General features: G+C 71.1%; 14 protein-coding genes. 10 read left to right on the forward strand and 4 right to left on the reverse strand.

Going from position 1 to position 15,327, the window contains the following annotated elements:
• Window positions 1–7: 7 nt before the first annotated feature.
• Complete coding sequence (locus ACXNSR_RS28535) at window positions 8–2,896, forward strand: vitamin B12-dependent ribonucleotide reductase (RefSeq protein WP_458638226.1); 2,889 nt, start codon at window positions 8–10, stop codon at window positions 2,894–2,896.
• A gap of 79 nt (window positions 2,897–2,975) precedes the next feature.
• On the opposite strand, the gene ACXNSR_RS28540 is transcribed toward ACXNSR_RS28535, so the two are convergent.
• Window positions 2,976–3,329 (reverse strand): MerR family transcriptional regulator, encoded by a 354-nt coding sequence (locus ACXNSR_RS28540; protein WP_458638227.1) that lies wholly within the window; start codon window positions 3,327–3,329, stop codon window positions 2,976–2,978.
• A gap of 100 nt (window positions 3,330–3,429) precedes the next feature.
• Here ACXNSR_RS28540 and ACXNSR_RS28545 point away from each other — a divergent pair, with 100 nt between their 5' ends.
• Window positions 3,430–4,215 (forward strand): amidohydrolase family protein, encoded by a 786-nt coding sequence (locus tag ACXNSR_RS28545; protein ID WP_458638228.1) that lies wholly within the window; start codon window positions 3,430–3,432, stop codon window positions 4,213–4,215.
• A 29-nt stretch (window positions 4,216–4,244) separates the two neighbouring features.
• Here the strand turns inward: ACXNSR_RS28545 and ACXNSR_RS28550 are convergent, their stop codons facing one another.
• Window positions 4,245–5,204 (reverse strand): DUF1152 domain-containing protein, encoded by a 960-nt coding sequence (locus ACXNSR_RS28550; RefSeq protein ID WP_458638229.1) that lies wholly within the window; start codon window positions 5,202–5,204, stop codon window positions 4,245–4,247.
• 95 nt (window positions 5,205–5,299) lie between these two features.
• On the opposite strand from ACXNSR_RS28550, the gene ACXNSR_RS28555 reads away from it, so the two are divergent.
• The 5 genes from ACXNSR_RS28555 to ACXNSR_RS28575 all read left to right on the forward strand — a co-directional run bounded on the left by ACXNSR_RS28555 (window position 5,300) and on the right by ACXNSR_RS28575 (window position 10,392).
• Window positions 5,300–6,139 carry an arylamine N-acetyltransferase family protein gene (locus tag ACXNSR_RS28555; RefSeq protein WP_458638230.1) on the forward strand — a complete coding sequence of 280 codons (840 nt, stop codon included), beginning with the start codon at window positions 5,300–5,302 and terminating at the stop codon, window positions 6,137–6,139.
• Window positions 6,140–6,171: 32 nt separating this feature from the next.
• Window positions 6,172–6,777, forward strand: coding sequence for a YdbC family protein (locus tag ACXNSR_RS28560; RefSeq protein WP_030008846.1), 606 nt, complete (start codon window positions 6,172–6,174; stop codon window positions 6,775–6,777).
• Between the two features lie 74 nt (window positions 6,778–6,851).
• Window positions 6,852–7,511: a histidine phosphatase family protein gene (locus tag ACXNSR_RS28565; protein ID WP_458638231.1), complete on the forward strand. Its 660-nt coding sequence runs from the start codon at window positions 6,852–6,854 to the stop codon at window positions 7,509–7,511.
• A gap of 11 nt (window positions 7,512–7,522) precedes the next feature.
• Complete coding sequence (locus ACXNSR_RS28570; RefSeq protein WP_458638232.1) at window positions 7,523–8,440, forward strand: ADP-ribosylglycohydrolase family protein; 918 nt, start codon at window positions 7,523–7,525, stop codon at window positions 8,438–8,440.
• A 272-nt stretch (window positions 8,441–8,712) separates the two neighbouring features.
• Window positions 8,713–10,392, forward strand: coding sequence for a DUF4153 domain-containing protein (locus ACXNSR_RS28575; RefSeq protein ID WP_458638233.1), 1,680 nt, complete (start codon window positions 8,713–8,715; stop codon window positions 10,390–10,392).
• A gap of 78 nt (window positions 10,393–10,470) precedes the next feature.
• Here the strand turns inward: ACXNSR_RS28575 and ACXNSR_RS28580 are convergent, their stop codons facing one another.
• Window positions 10,471–12,024 carry an MFS transporter gene (locus tag ACXNSR_RS28580; RefSeq protein ID WP_458638234.1) on the reverse strand — a complete coding sequence of 518 codons (1,554 nt, stop codon included), beginning with the start codon at window positions 12,022–12,024 and terminating at the stop codon, window positions 10,471–10,473.
• A 140-nt stretch (window positions 12,025–12,164) separates the two neighbouring features.
• Between ACXNSR_RS28580 and ACXNSR_RS28585 the strand changes: the two genes are divergently transcribed.
• From ACXNSR_RS28585 to ACXNSR_RS28595, 3 genes are all read left to right on the forward strand, one after another.
• The gene (locus ACXNSR_RS28585) at window positions 12,165–12,767 is read left to right on the forward strand and encodes a TetR/AcrR family transcriptional regulator (protein WP_458643420.1); all 603 of its coding nucleotides are present in this window, start codon (window positions 12,165–12,167) and stop codon (window positions 12,765–12,767) included.
• Between the two features lie 115 nt (window positions 12,768–12,882).
• On the forward strand, window positions 12,883–13,593 hold the full coding sequence (locus ACXNSR_RS28590; protein ID WP_458638235.1) for a ribonuclease HII: 711 nt from the start codon (window positions 12,883–12,885) through the stop codon (window positions 13,591–13,593).
• 59 nt (window positions 13,594–13,652) lie between these two features.
• On the forward strand, window positions 13,653–14,291 hold the full coding sequence (locus ACXNSR_RS28595) for a hypothetical protein (protein WP_458638236.1): 639 nt from the start codon (window positions 13,653–13,655) through the stop codon (window positions 14,289–14,291).
• 228 nt (window positions 14,292–14,519) lie between these two features.
• Here ACXNSR_RS28595 and ACXNSR_RS28600 read toward each other — a convergent pair whose 3' ends face one another.
• Complete coding sequence (locus ACXNSR_RS28600) at window positions 14,520–15,149, reverse strand: hypothetical protein (protein WP_458638237.1); 630 nt, start codon at window positions 15,147–15,149, stop codon at window positions 14,520–14,522.
• Window positions 15,150–15,327: the final 178 nt, after the last annotated feature.

Below are 15,327 nucleotides of genomic sequence, written 5' to 3' on the forward strand. Positions count from 1 at the left end.
AAGCGGCATGACAGAGACGGCGAGCGGCTCGGCACGTGGTTCCCGCGCCAAGGGGACCAAGGCTGCCAAGGGCGGCCTGCGTATCGAGCGCATCCACACCACTCCGGGCGTGCACCCCTACGACGAGGTGAGCTGGGAGCGCCGTGACGTCGTCATGACCAACTGGCGCGACGGCTCGGTCAACTTCGAGCAGCGTGGTGTCGAGTTCCCCGACTTCTGGTCGGTGAACGCGGTCAACATCGTCACCAGCAAGTACTTCCGTGGTGCGGTCGGTACCCCGCAGCGCGAGACCGGTCTGAAGCAGCTGATCGACCGGATCGTGAAGACGTACACGAAGGCCGGCGAGGACTTCGACTACTTCTCGTCGCCCGCCGACGCGGAGATCTTCGAGCACGAGCTGACCTACGCCCTCCTGCACCAGATCTTCAGCTTCAACTCCCCGGTGTGGTTCAACGTCGGTACGCCCCAGCCGCAGCAGGTCTCCGCCTGCTTCATCCTGGCCGTCGACGACTCCATGGAGTCGATCCTCGACTGGTACAAGGAAGAGGGCATGATCTTCAAGGGCGGCTCCGGCGCCGGCCTGAACCTCTCCCGCATCCGCTCCTCCAAGGAGCTCCTCTCCTCCGGCGGCAACGCCTCCGGCCCGGTCTCCTTCATGCGCGGCGCCGACGCGTCCGCCGGAACGATCAAGTCGGGCGGCGCCACCCGCCGCGCGGCCAAGATGGTCGTCCTGGACGTGGACCACCCGGACGTCGAGGCCTTCATCGAGACGAAGGTGAAGGAGGAGGAGAAGATCCGCGCCCTGCGCGACGCGGGCTTCGACATGGACCTGGGCGGCGACGACATCACGTCCGTCCAGTACCAGAACGCCAACAACTCCGTCCGCGTGAACGACGAGTTCATGACGGCCGTCGAGAACGGCACCGAGTTCGGCCTGCGTGCCCGTATGACCGGCGAGGTCATCGAGAAGGTCGACGCCAAGGCGCTCTTCCGCAAGCTCGCCGAGGCCGCGTGGGCCTGTGCCGACCCGGGCATCCAGTACGACGGTGTGATCAACAACTGGCACACCTGCCCCGAGTCCGGTCGCATCACCGCGTCCAACCCGTGCAGCGAGTACATGCACCTGGACAACACGTCCTGCAACCTCGCCTCGCTCAACCTGATGAAGTTCCTGAACGACGACGGCAAGGGCAACCAGTCCTTCGACGCCGAGCGCTTCGCCAAGGTCGTCGAGCTCGTCATCACCGCGATGGACATCTCGATCTGCTTCGCGGACTTCCCGACGCAGAAGATCGGCGACAACACCCGCGCCTTCCGCCAGCTGGGCATCGGCTACGCCAACCTCGGCGCCCTGCTGATGGCCACCGGCCACGCGTACGACTCCGACGGCGGCCGCACCCTCGCCGCGTCGATCACCTCGCTGATGACCGGTACCGCGTACAAGCGGTCCGCCGAGCTGGCCGCCATCGTCGGCCCGTACGACGGCTACGCCCGCAACGCCGAGTCGCACAAGCGCGTCATGAAGCAGCACGCCGACGCCAACGCCGTCGCGCCGCGCACCGACGACCTGGACAACAGCATCTGGGCCGCGGCCACCGAGGCCTGGCAGGACGTGCTGCGCCTCGGCGAGAAGAACGGCTTCCGCAACTCCCAGGCCTCCGTCCTCGCGCCGACCGGCACCATCGGTCTCGCGATGTCCTGCGACACCACCGGTGTCGAGCCGGACCTGGCCCTGGTCAAGTTCAAGAAGCTCGTCGGCGGCGGCTCGATGCAGATCGTCAACGGCACCGTTCCGCAGGCCCTGCGCCGCCTGGGTTACCAGGAGGAGCAGATCGAGGCGATCGTCACCCACATCGCCGAGCACGGCGTGGTCGTCGACGCCCCGGGCCTGAAGACCGAGCACTACGAGGTCTTCGACTGCGCCATGGGCGAGCGCGCCATCTCCGCGATGGGCCACGTCCGCATGATGGCCGCGATCCAGCCGTGGATCTCCGGCGCGATCTCGAAGACGGTCAACATGCCGGAGACGGCGACCGTCGAGGAGATCGAGGAGATCTACTTCGAGGCGTGGAAGATGGGCGTCAAGGCGCTCGCGATCTACCGCGACAACTGCAAGGTCGGCCAGCCCCTCTCCGCCAAGAAGAAGGAGGAGGAGAAGGAGGAGGTCACCGTCAAGACGGAGGAGACCATCCGCGCCGCCGTCGAGAAGGTCATCGAGTACCGTCCCGTCCGCAAGCGCCTCCCCAAGGGCCGCCCGGGCATCACCACCTCCTTCACGGTCGGTGGCGCCGAAGGCTACATGACGGCGAACTCCTACCCGGACGACGGCCTGGGCGAGGTCTTCCTGAAGATGTCCAAGCAGGGCTCGACCCTCGCGGGCATGATGGACGCCTTCTCGATCGCCGTCTCGGTCGGTCTGCAGTACGGCGTTCCGCTGGAGACCTACGTCTCGAAGTTCACGAACATGCGCTTCGAGCCGGCCGGCATGACGGACGACCCGGACGTGCGGATGGCGCAGTCGATCGTCGACTACATCTTCCGCCGCCTGGCGCTGGACTTCCTGCCCTTCGAGACCCGCTCGGCCCTCGGCATCCACACCGCCGAGGAGCGTCAGCGGCACCTGGACACCGGCTCCTACGAGCCGCTCGAGGACGAGCTGGACACCGAGTCCCTGATGCAGGCGACCCCGCTGGCCGCGGTGCCGTCGGCCCCCAAGCCGGTCGCGGCCGTTCCCGTCCCGGCCCCGAAGACGGCGCACAGCAACGCCGAACTGGTCGAGATGCAGCTCGGCGTCTCCGCCGACGCCCCGCTCTGCTTCTCCTGCGGTACGAAGATGCAGCGCGCCGGCTCCTGCTACATCTGCGAGGGCTGCGGCTCGACGAGCGGCTGCAGCTGATCATGACGCCCTGTCGGGCGTGAGTGAGCTGTTCAGGTGGGGTGTTCGCGGTGACGCGGACACCCCACCGCGCGTTCGGTCACCCGGCGTGCTCGGCCGCCCCGATGACCTGTCGCAGGGTTCGGCGGGCCTGCGCCAGTTCCTCCGCCCGCCGGTCGAGGTGGGTGAGCTGTGCGCGCAGCTTGTCGAGCACTCCCGGGCACGGGCGCAGCGAGCCGTCCGCGAGGGCGCAGGGCAGTACCTGCCGGATCAGGCTGGTGGACAGCCCGGCGGCCAGCAGGGCGCGGATCTGACCGACCGTGTACTCGGCGGCATCGTCGTAGTCGCGGTATCCATTGGCCCGACGGGTCGAGGTGAGCAGGCCGACGCGTTCGTAGTACCGCAGCAGTCGCTCGCTCGTCCCGGTCCGTTTGGCCAGTCGGCCGATCAGCATTGCTTCCCCCGGAGCTTGACCTTGCCATCGTGTCAACCCTCAACGATGGGACAGGCGGCCGCATTCCGCTGCCCGTACCGGTCCTGACCAGGAGAATCCGTTGATCATCGATGCGCACAGCCATGTCCACGATCCCGTGCACCGCCACATCGCCCTGCTGGACGAGGCAGGAGTGGACCGTGCGGTGCTCTTCAGTACCCGGCCGCACCCGGAGCGGGCCACCGATCTGGCCTCCTTCCGGCGCGAGATGGGTGTGCTCGAGGAGACGGTCTCCGGAGGTGCCGGCGGTGCGGACGGCCATCGGGCCGCGGGGGAGGAGCTCGCCGCGGCGTGCGCGGCGTATCCCGATCGCTTCATCGGCTTCGGCAAGGTCCGGCTGGATCGGTCGGCCGAGCGGATCGCGGCGGATGTCGAACAGGAGGTCGTCGGCCGGGGGTTCCGGGGCGTCGGTGAGCTGACCCCGCCGCCGGAGCGGGCCGGTCTGATCGAGCCCGTCCTGCGAGCGGCCTCCGATCACGGTGGGTTGCCGGTGGTCGTGCACGGGTCCGCACCGACCACGGCGGGAGATCTCGCCACACTGGCAGGACTCGCGCGCCGCCACCCCACCGTCCCCCTCGTGATCAGCCAACTCGGCGGGCTGAACTGGCTGACCGCCATCGAGCTGGCCCGGGAGACCCCGAACCTGTACCTGGAACTGTCGACGGTCGGCGTCGTCTTCGCGGTACGGCTGGCGATCGACGAAGTGCCCGACCGCACGTTCTTCGGCTCGGACGCGCCGTACGGCGATCCGTTGCTGGCGCGGGCCACCGTCGAACGGGTCACCGGGCCGGGCCTGCTGCGCGATCGCGTTCTGGGAGGCACCCTCGCCGAACTGCTCGGTCTGTGACCGCCGGGACGCGTACCGGAGCGGGCGGGTCAGTGGGGGATGCGACGGGACGGCCGGGTGACCAGTTCCTCGCGGAACTCTGCGATCCGGGAATGGACCTGGCGCATCAGATGGGTGTCCTCGATGCGGTCCAGGTAGAGGCAGTGCGCGGCCAGCCCCGGCAGGTCGAAGGCGAAGCACAGGGACATCAGCGGGTTCACGAAGAGCTCGCTGCCCCGCGTGCGGCTGGTGAACTGCACGTCACCGAAGGAACCCCGGACAGCTGCGGCGATCGAGCCGTTCACGATGCTGGGCATGTCCGGAGTCTGCTCCTGGGAATGCGCCACCGCGTCCAGGAAGAGCGCTCCCTCCCTGGTGGCGCGCGGTATGGAGAACGCGCCGAGGTAGGCGCCCGCGCGCTCCAGCGCCGCGATGTTCTCCAGCACCAGGCCGTGACTGACCCCGTGGTACGCGTCCACACCGAAGCCCACCGACACGACGAGGCGTTCGGGTACGTCCGCCAGCGCGGCCAGTGCCGCGACGCTGGTGAGGTCCTCCTCCGGGGTGCCGAGGCCCGCTTCGTCGCCCCGCATCAGGATGTCCGTACCACCGTCGACCAGGACGATCGCGTCGATGCGGTGGAGACCGACGAGCTCGCGGTAGGCGGCGCGCAGCGGCTGCACCCCGGTCTGCGGGAAGGCGTACACGGTGGCCGGGTAGCCGTGCGCCTCCAGCCACCGGGCCAGGGTCCGCTCGGGGAAGTAGGACAGGTGGGGCGCCGAGTCGGGGGTGACGGCGGCCAGGTCGGGGGCCACCCACGCCTCGGAGGGCAGTCCGGCGAGCGCGCTGAAGGAGAGGTTCGCCAGGTGGACCCGCTTGCCCTGGTGCATGAGGGACAGGGCCACGGGGAGGCCGGCGTAGATGTCGAAGCCGCCGCCCGCACCGGCGACCAGGATGTTCTCGGCATCGGCGAGGCGGTCGAACAGCGGGTTGGAGTGCAGGGCCGTCATGCCGATCATTGTGCGGGGCGCGTACGGCAGTGCGCCCGGGGATTTCACGGCGGTGCGATGGCCGACGAGGCGGGGAAACGGGGAGATGGTCAGTCATGTGGAGCGGTGACGAGCTGGACCTGGACGCGTATCTGGAGCGGATCGGATATCGGGGGGACCGGGGACCGTCCGGGGAACTCCGGCCGGACCTCGGCACGTTGTACGCAGTGCACCACGCCCATACCGCCGCCATCAGCTTCGAGAGCCTGGACGTCCTGCTCGGCCGCCCCGTCGCGCTGGACCTCAAGTCGATCGAGGACAAGCTCGTGCACGGCCGCCGCGGAGGCTACTGCTACGAGCAGAATTCGCTGCTGGCCGCCGCCCTGGAGCGGATCGGCTTCGAGGTCTCCGGGCGCGGTGCCCGCAACCGCACCCGCGGGGACTCCGTCCTCGCGGTGACGCACGCCGTCCTCGTCGTCACCGTGGAGGGTGAACCGTGGCTGTGCGACGCCGGGTTCGGGTTCCAGGGCCCTCTGGAGCCGGTGCCGCTGGGGCGGCCGGGCGGCGAGGTGCGGCAGGGCGAGTGGACGTACCGCGTCCGCGAGGAGGCGGACGGCGTCCTCGTGCTGTGCCTGCTGCGCGGCGAGACGTGGCGGGACCTGTACGCCTTCTCCCCGCAGCGCTACCACCCCGTCGACTACGTCGTACTCAACCACTACAGCTCCGGCCACCCCTCCTCTTCCTTCGCCGGGCGGCTGATCGTCCAACGCCCGGGCGACGGCGTCCGCCGGGCGCTCGTCGGGCGGGAACTCACCCGGCTGCACCCCGACGGCCGGGCGGAGCAGGAGATCGTCGGCCCGGACGGGCTGCTCGACGTGCTCGACCGGGAGTTCGGAATTCGGCTGCCCGATCGGGACGCGGCAGAACTGGTGCGGATCCACCGCGCCGAGGACTGACCGGGGCCGCGCCTGGCCCGTACGATGGCGCAGTGCTGGTCAAGTGGATTCGCTGCACGGTGACGGACCGACGCGGGTTCGAGCGCGGGCAGCGAAAATGGGCGGGGCTGCCGGGTGAGCCGGGATTCCGGGGGCAGGGCGGCGGCTGGAGCCGGGGCCGGCAGGGGGTCGCGCATGTCTTCGCGTTCTGGGAGAGCCGGTCCTTCTACGACTCCTTCATGGCCCGCTCGCACGACCGGCTGGCCGCCTCCCAGAACGGCACCTACACCGATCTGCGGGTCACCCTCTTCGACCACCGCTTCGACGTGAAGACCGGCTTCGAGCCGCGCTTCACCGACGCCGACGTCGTACGGGTCGCGCACACGCGGGTCCGGGAGGGCCGTGTCGACCACTTCGCCCTCATGCAGGAGAAGGTGTGGAACCCGGCGATGGCCGGCTCGCCCGGAATGGTCCGCGGCCTCTTCGGGGAGGCCCCGGGCCGGGAGTTCCTGGTCCTCTCGATGTGGCACGCCGCCGCCGAACACGGCAAGTACCGGCAGGAACGCGTCGAGCGGCTCTCCCTGCGCGCCCAGATCCAGGCCGATGTGGAGGCCCTCACCGGCGATGTCGTCGACCTCGAACCCTCCTGGACGGTATGACCGTACGATGACCTCGGGGGGCCGACCGGCGTGCCCGGTCGGCGGGCCGCCCGGTGTCCGAATAGGGTCATGGGATGGTTCGACCACGGCGCATCGTCCTTGTCCGGCACGGGGAATCGGAGGGGAACGCCGACGACTCCGTGTACGAGAGGAAGCCCGACCACGCCCTGCGGCTGACCCCCACCGGGCGCGAGCAGGCGGCGGAGGCGGGCGTCCGGCTGCGCGAGCTCTTCGGCACCGAGACGATCAGCGCGTACGTCTCGCCGTACCGCCGCACCCTGCAGACCTTCCGGGAGCTGCGGCTGGACCCGACGCGCGTGCGGATGCGCGAGGAGCCGCGCCTGCGCGAGCAGGACTGGGGGAACTGGCAGGACCAGAACGACGTACGGCTGCAGAAGGCGTACCGGGACGCGTACGGACACTTCTTCTACCGGTTCGCGCAGGGCGAGTCCGGGGCCGACGTGTACGACAGGGTCGGGTCCTTCCTGGAAAGCCTCTACCGCAGTTTCGAGGCACCCGACCATCCCGAGAACGTGCTGCTGGTGACGCACGGGCTGACGATGCGGCTGTTCTGCATGCGCTGGTTCCACTGGTCCGTGGCCGAATTCGAGGCCCTGTCCAATCCCGGCAACGGCGAATTCCGCGTGCTCCTGCTCGGCCCGGACCGCCGGTACCGGCTGGACCGCCCGTTTGAGCGGTGGACCACACCCGAGCCTTATGACCTGGACGGCTAGAGTGGCCCGCGATGACGCCTGATTCCACTCCCGAACGGCGCTACGCGCGCGCCATGGCCAGCCTCCGAGGGCTGGCGCTGGGTGACGCCCTGGGCTCCCAGTACTTCGTCCCCGTGAACTACCCACTGCTCAAGCGGCGCGAGCTGCCCACCGGTGCCGAGGCATGGCAGTGGACCGACGACACCGAGATGGCCTGCTCGGTGGTGGCCGTGCTGGCCGGGCACGGGCGGATCGACCAGGACGCGCTCGCGAGTTCCTTCGCCCACCACCACGACTTCGATCGTGGTTACGGGCCTGCAGTGAACCGGATGCTGCGTCTGGTGCGGGAGGGGCAGGACTGGCGCACGCTGGCCGCCGAACTGTTCAACGGGCAGGGCTCGTGGGGCAACGGCGCCGCGATGCGCATCGCGCCCCTGGGTGCCTGGTACGCCGACGACCCGGAGCAGGCCACCCACCAGGCGGAGATCTCCGCCTACACCACCCACCAGCACCGCGAGGCCGTGTGCGGGGCGATGGCCGTCGCCGCGGCGGCGGCACTGGCCGCGGGCGCCGACGGCCCGCCGAAGGCCTCCGACCTGCTGGACGGGGTGATCGCACTGGTGCCGCGCAGCGCCGTGGGCGCGGGGCTGCGGCGCGCGCGGGACATGCTCGACTACGGCGACGCCACCACCGTCGCGGCCGTCCTGGGCTGCGGGCGGCGTACGAGCGCGCACGACACCGTGCCGTTCGCCCTGTGGTCGGCGGCGCGGGCGCTGGACGACTACGAGAGGGCTTTCTGGACCACCGCGCAGGTGGGCGGCGACGTCGACACGACCTGCGCGATCGTCGGCGGGGTGCTGGGCGCGCGCGGGGACGCCGTGCTGCCGGCCGCGTGGCTGGCGCGTACCGAGGCGCTGCCGGCCTGGCTCCCGGAGGTCGCCGCGGGCTGACGCCCGTGGACCGGTCCGGCGGACGCGGGGGAGTCGGCGCGCAGCGGTACCGCCTCCCCGGCGCGTGCGGAGCGTTCGACGCGTCCCGCGCCTCGGGGGCGTGACCAGCTCCTTCGGGGAGTCCGGCGCGCGGTGAAACATCCCGATCCGATTGTCACGGTCCTGCCACAGCACTCTTTTGATCCTGTTCAAAACTGCATCGCACCGGCCTACCCTGTCCGCATCGCCGCCCCGACCTGAACTCCGGGGCGGCCGACAGGGGAGGGAACCCGATGTCAGAGAACACCGCCGGGGCGGACGACGCCCGGACCGACGACGTGGCCAACGCAGAGGCCACGGGCGTGGATTCACCCGCGCGGCCCGCCCCGGCCGGCGGCAGACACACCGGCGCGGGTGGCCCACCGCCGGGGGCATGGGCCGGCCCGGCGCCCGCGAACCCCTGGCAGGTGCAGCAGCGCTCGGCCACGCCCTCCTGGGCCACACTGGTGCGCCCCGCCGAGGCCGCCCCCATCCGGACCGCGACCCTCGTCGCCGTCCTCGCCTCCGGTCTCGCCACCGCGCTGCTGCTCGGCGACGGCATGGGCCCCGGCCTGCTGCTCGCGGTGGTGCCCGCCGTCGTCGCGGCGTACGTCGCCGCCCGCGCGGCCCGCCGCAGCGCCCGCCCGTGGACCATCGCCTGGGTGATCGGCTGCCTCGCCCTGCTCGCCGTACCGGCCCTGCGCGACTCAGCCTGGCCGGCCACGCTTGCGATCCTGTCCGCCGTCCTGCTGGGCGCGCTCGCCCTGCACGGGAGCCGCACCTGGCCGGGCGTCCTGCTCAGCCCGCTCGGCTTCCTCGACGCCGCGGTGTCCGGGATCGGCTGGCTGCTGACCGGGCTGCGCTCACGAGGCGGGGTCAGCAAGGACCGCTGGCTGCCCGTCGCGAAGGCGACCGGTGTGGCCGCCGTCCTGCTGCTGCTCTTCGGCGCGCTGTTCGCCTCCGCCGACGCGGCCTTCGCCGATCTGCTGGGCGACCTGCTGCCCGACGTGTCGGTCGAGGACGGGCCCGTCCGGTTCATCCTCTTCCTCCTCGGCGCCGTCCTCGCGCTCGCCGCGGCCCGCACCGCCGCGGCCCCGCTGCGCTGGGACCGGATCAAGGTGGCCCCGGGCAAGCCGCGCTCCCGCGTCGAATGGGCCCTTCCGCTCATCGTGCTCAACCTGCTCTTCGCCGGCTTCAACGCCGTGCAGCTGGCCGTCCTGTTCGGCGGCTACGACAAGGTCCTGCGCAGCACCGGCCTCACCTACGCCGAGTACGCCCGCCAGGGTTTCTGGCAGCTGCTCTGGGCCACCCTGCTCACCCTCGCCGTGATCGCGCTCGCCCTGCGCTGGGCTCCGCGTTCCGGAACGGGCGACCGCCGCTTCGTACGCATCGTCCTCGGGGTGCTGTGCGCGCTGACGCTGGTCGTCGTCGCCTCCGCACTGCGCCGGATGGACCTCTATGTGGAGGCGTACGGGCTGACCAGGCTGCGTGTGTCGGTGGCCGCGATGGAGCTGTGGCTCGGGCTGGTCATCGTACTGATCATGGCGGCCGGGGTGTTCGGCGGACACTGGTTGGCGCGCGCGTTCGCGGGCAGCGCGGCGGCGGCCGTCCTGGCCTTCGGACTGCTCTCCCCGGACGGGATGGTCGCCGAGCGGAACGTGGCCCGCTTCGAGGCGGACGCGAAGATCGACCTCTCCTACTTCCAGTCCCTGTCGGCGGACGCCGTTCCCGCCCTGGACCGGCTGCCCGAGCCGCAGCGCTCCTGCGCCCTGCGCGGGATCAACGACGAGATGGCCAAGGCCGGGGACGTCCCCTGGTACGCGATGAGCCTGGGTGAGTACCAGGCCCGGCAGATCCTGCGCGACCGTCCGGTGACCGCCTCGTACGAGGTCTGTTCGCGCCTGGGTGCCTTCGGCAGCCGCGTCGAGTACTAGAGGTACGGGGCCGGGGCCGGGGCCGGGCGCGGGGAGCGATTCCCGAGCCCGGCCCCGGCCCTCCACGGAAGACCTCGTTCAGGCGGCCGGACCGGCCTTCGCGGCGGCGCCGGCCAGGGCTTCCAGGTCGCTCTTGCGCACCCGGATCACCAGCAGGGCGGTGGCCAGGGCCAGGCCCGCCATGGCGACGGCGGCGTAGAACGCGGTGGAGATGCCGTGGGCGAGCACCAGATCGCCCCAGGGGTCGGGCAGGAACCCGGTCTCCTTGAAGGCGGCGATCTGCTCGGGGTCCGCCTGCGCCATGAAGGACGGGACCTGCTTCGTGGCCTCGTCACGACTGGCCGTGCCGAAGACCGTGACCAGGATGGACAGGCCGAGCGAGCCGCCGACCTGCTGGCTGGCGTTGAGCAGCCCCGAGGCCGCGCCCGCCTCCTTCGGCGCCACGCCGGAGACGGCGGTGAGGGTGAGCGTCACGAAGTTGAGGCCCATGCCGAAGCCGAACAGCAGCATCGGCCCGAGCACTCCGGAGACGTAGGAGCTGTCGGTCCGGATGAAGGTCAGCCAGGCCAGCCCGGTTCCGGTGAGCGCGGACCCGATGACCATGAAGGGTTTGGGACCGAAGCGCGGCAGGAGGCGCTGCGAGAGGCCGGCGGCGGTGATGATGGCGACCGTCACGGGCAGGAAGCCGAGTCCCGACCGGATCGGGGAGAAGCCCAGTACGTTCTGCACGAACTGGACGATGAAGAAGAACATGCCGAACATCGCGGCGGCGAGGCCGAGCATGATCACGTAGGTGCCGGTGCGGTTGCGGTCGGCGAACATGCGCAGCGGGACGATGGGCTCACGGGCCCGCGACTCGATGACGACGAAGAGCGCGAGCAGGACCAGGGCCGCGGCGAAGGACCCGAGGGTGACCGCGTCGCGCCAGCCCTTCTCGGCGGCGCTGATGAACCCGTACACGAGCGAGGCCATGCCGCCGGTGGAAGTGAGGGCTCCGGCGATGTCGAAGCGGCCGGGGTGGCGCTCGGACTCGGTGATGTAGAGCGGGGTGAGGACCGCGATCAGCACGCCGATCGGCACGTTGACGAAGAGCACCCAGCGCCAGTCGAGCCACTCGGTCAGCATTCCGCCGGCCAGCAGGCCGATCGCGCCGCCGCCCGCGGAGACGGCGGCGAACACCCCGAACGCCCGGTTCCGCTCGGGGCCTTCGGGGAAGGTCGTGGTGATCAGGGCGAGCGATGTCGGCGAGGCGATCGCGCCGCCGACCCCCTGCAGGGCGCGGGCCGCGAGCAGCTGCCAGGGCTCCTGGGCGAAGCCGCCGAGGAGGGAGGCCAGGGTGAAGAGCAGGATTCCGGCCAGGAACGTGCGGCGCCGGCCCAGGATGTCGCCCGCCCGGCCGCCGAGCAGCAGCAGGCCGCCGAAGGTGAGGGTGTAGGCGCTGAGCACCCACGAGAGGTCGGTGGTCGTGAAATCGAGGGCGCTCTGGATGTGCGGGAGCGCGATGTTCACGATGGTCGCGTCGAGGACGACCATGAGCTGGCACGCGGCGATGACGGCGAGCGCGACTCCTGGGCGCCCCTCCCGGCGTGCCGCGCCCGGTATCCGGGGTGCGGCGAGTTGAGAGCTTGTCACTGAGGATCCCCCCAAAGTGAAATAGTGAACGCATTCGTTCACTGCGGGTCCACGGTAGGAGCCGCGCCTTAGTGAACGCAAGCGTTCACTAAGGCTGAAAATATGTGCGTCGAACGCGCAAGCCGCTCGGAGGTGGGGAGATCATGGGTTCGCGCTGGTCAGCGACGTCGCCGGGGCGCAGGCGGGGTCCGGAGCTCGAACGGGCGATTCTCGACGCCGCGTTGGAGCAGCTGAGCACGGTCGGCTGGAACGCGCTCACCATGGAGGGTGTCGCGTCCGGCGCGCACACCGGCAAGGCCGCGCTCTACCGCCGCTGGCCGTCGAAGGCGGACCTGGTCGTCGACGCGCTGCGCAGCGGCCTCCCGCGGATCGGTGACATTCCCGACTGTGGTTCGATCCGCGAGGACCTCTACCTGCTGTGTGTGGGCACGCGGGACGTCATGCACTCGCGTGCCGGTCAGGCGCTCCGGTCGGTGCTTCACGAATGCGATCACGTGCATGCTGATCGGTTCCACGGGGTCATCTGGTCGGGTCTCCACGAGCCGGCCCAGCGTCTGATCAGGGAGCTTGTGGAACGCGGAATCGAGCGGGGCGACGTGCGACCGGACGCGACTGGTCCGTTTGTCGTGGATGTCATTCCGGCGATGCTGATGTACCGCGCCAAGGTGTGCGGAAGCGAATGGGAGGATGCGGACATCGCGGCGCTGATCGACGAGGTGATGGTGCCGCTGCTCAGGGTGTGAGACGTGGCGGGGGCGGTGCGGGGTGCGCGGAGCGGGCTTCGCGCCCGATCCCGGGCGGGTCGGACCGGGGCGGGGGTGTGCAGTGGGCCCGGGGCGGCGTAACCTTGCTGGCGCCATGCCGTACGAAGCACCCACCCACACCGTCGAGCGCTCCCTCCGTGCAACCACCGGCGCCAAGGTCATCGCCGGGGTCGACGAAGTCGGACGAGGGGCCTGGGCCGGACCCGTCACCGTGTGTGCGGCGATCACCGGCCTGCGCCGGCCGCCCGCCGGGCTCACCGACTCCAAACTGCTCACCCCCAAGCGGCGCGACGCCCTGCTCGATGTCCTGGAGGACTGGGTCACCGCGTACGCGCTCGGGCACTCCTCGCCCGAGGAGATCGACGAACTGGGGATGACCGCCGCCCTCCGACTGGCGGCGGAGCGCGCGCTGGAGGCACTGCCGGTGCGGCCCGACGCGGTGATACTCGACGGTAAGCACGACTATCTCGGCCCGCCCTGGCGGGTCCGTACGGTGATCAAGGGCGACCAGTCCTGCATCGCCGTCGCCGCGGCCTCGGTCATCGCCAAGGTCCGCCGCGACCGCATGATGGCCGAACTCGGTGAACGGGGCGGTGGAATCGAGGACTTCGCCTTCGCCGCCAACGCCGGATACCCCTCGCCCGTGCACCGGGCGGCGCTGGAGGAGCTGGGGCCCACCCCCTACCACCGGCTCTCGTGGTCGTACCTCGACGCGCTGCCCCGGTGGCGCCATCTCAAGAAGGTGCGCCGCAGCGAGGAGTCGACGGAGCTGGAAAACGGAGGCCAACTCGGCTTCGATTTCTGATCGCACGTGTGTGCCACCGACCGGTACGTTTCGTACCGGTGTCTGATAGATATCAACTCATGCCTCTCACCCCCGCCATCGAGGAGCCTCAGATTCACGAGAGTGCCCAGGGTCCCCGCGTCACGCCGGCCGCGAGCCGTACCGCGCAGACCCCCCGCCCTGTACCTGGTCCGCGTCCCGCCGCCGTTCCGCGGCCCGGCCGCCCCGGTCCCGCCAGGCCCGCACCGCCCGCGCAGCGTGCGCCGCAGGCCACCCCCGGACCCGTTCCCGCAGCCCCTGCCCCCACCGCACCGTCCGTCTCCGCGGCGGTGCCGCAGATCCAGCTGATCCCGGCGTCCGCCGAGGGTGCGCTGGACGCGGCCGAAGAGGCCGTCGACCTGCTGCTCGACACCGGGCGCGCGCCCGGTGACATCCTGGTGCTCACCAGTGGCGACCCGCACCCGTGGGCCGCGCACGAGCTGTCCTTCGGCGAGGCCGCGTACTGGGCCCTGCACGACGCCGGGGACGACGTCTTCTATGCGGACGCGGCGCAGGTCCAGCGCGCCGCCGGCCGTCCTGTCGTGGTCTTCGCGGCCAACGGCGGAGCGGTCGACACCATCGCGGGCGCCCTGCCGGTCGCGCTCACCCGGGCGGGTGCGCTGCTGATCGTGTGCGGTGACCCGCAGCAGATCAACTCCGTGCTGGGTGCGGGCGTCTGACGCCCTGTACCCCAGCACGGGCGAGGGGCGGGGCGGGCCACGGGCCGGCCCCGCTGAAGCCCGTGCCGGGGCCCGACGCGGAGCCCGAGGCCTGATCCGCCGTACGCCCGTTCCCGGGTGTACGGCCGTGAGGCATGCCCGCACGCAGCTCGGGTGCCGTGCGGTCGTACGGGTGGCAGCCGCACAGGGGTCGGCGGCGCCGGCCGTACCCGTGGGGCCCTGTGCGGATCAGCGCGCCGCGGTCCGCCGCAGGGCCTCGACCGCGCCGCCCCCGGTGTGCAGGGGCAGCGGGGAGAATTCGGCCACGGTGTCGCCCAGGCGCTGCGGCAGCGAGTCGGAACTCGGGCGGCGACCCCCACGGCCCTCGCCCACCACCTGCCAGCCCGCGTGGGTCAGCGTGATGTACGCGCCGCAGCGCAGGCCGTGCAGGGTGCAGGCATCCCGCAGCCCCCACATCCACGCCCCGTCCTCCTCGGTCCACCGCTCGTCGCCCTCGCGGCAGTAGAGCAGCACCGCCGTCCGCACCGGAGTCCGTCTGCGCAGGTCGTGGGGGAGGACCCGGCGCAGCCGGGACAGCAGGGCGTTGCGGTACTCCCAGCCGTCGGCCGAGGCCGAACGCTGCACGAAGGAGGCGCTCGCCACGAGCTGTTCCTCCGGGCCGAGGACGGCGATGACCGCGGTCGAGGGCACGGGGCTGTGCCGGGAGTGCAGTCCGCTGACGACCTCGCGCGGATTGCGGAGCAGCGGAATGCCCGCCGCCGTCCATTCCGCGGGTTCCAGCAGCCTGCCGTGCCGGCTTGTGCCGCCGGCGGCTGATGCCAGGGACGAGGTCGGGGGCGGCGCGAATCCGAAGGTCACGGTCCTCCCTTCGGGTACACGCCCGCGGACGGGCACGGTGGAGTCAGGGCGCGCCGCAGCGCGGCCCAGGAGGGTGCCGAGGAGCCGAGCGGGAGCACTCCAATTCTCGCGTGGCTTCTGAGGATGCGGCAACGAGCAATTGACGCCGCCGACCGGAATTCGCCGGTATGCCGTTCAT

This window comes from Streptomyces sp. NC-S4 (assembly GCF_054353315.1).

Coding starts and splice junctions, on each gene's coding strand:
- ACXNSR_RS28535 (WP_458638226.1), top strand. CDS start 8: ATGACAGAGACGGCGAGCGGCTCGGCACGTGGTTCCCGCGCCAAGGGG.
- ACXNSR_RS28540 (WP_458638227.1), bottom strand. CDS start 3,329: ATGCTGATCGGCCGACTGGCCAAACGGACCGGGACGAGCGAGCGACTG.
- ACXNSR_RS28550 (WP_458638229.1), bottom strand. CDS start 5,204: ATGACGGCCCTGCACTCCAACCCGCTGTTCGACCGCCTCGCCGATGCC.
- ACXNSR_RS28555 (WP_458638230.1), top strand. CDS start 5,300: ATGTGGAGCGGTGACGAGCTGGACCTGGACGCGTATCTGGAGCGGATC.
- ACXNSR_RS28565 (WP_458638231.1), top strand. CDS start 6,852: ATGGTTCGACCACGGCGCATCGTCCTTGTCCGGCACGGGGAATCGGAG.
- ACXNSR_RS28570 (WP_458638232.1), top strand. CDS start 7,523: ATGACGCCTGATTCCACTCCCGAACGGCGCTACGCGCGCGCCATGGCC.
- ACXNSR_RS28575 (WP_458638233.1), top strand. CDS start 8,713: ATGTCAGAGAACACCGCCGGGGCGGACGACGCCCGGACCGACGACGTG.
- ACXNSR_RS28590 (WP_458638235.1), top strand. CDS start 12,883: ATGCCGTACGAAGCACCCACCCACACCGTCGAGCGCTCCCTCCGTGCA.
- ACXNSR_RS28595 (WP_458638236.1), top strand. CDS start 13,653: ATGCCTCTCACCCCCGCCATCGAGGAGCCTCAGATTCACGAGAGTGCC.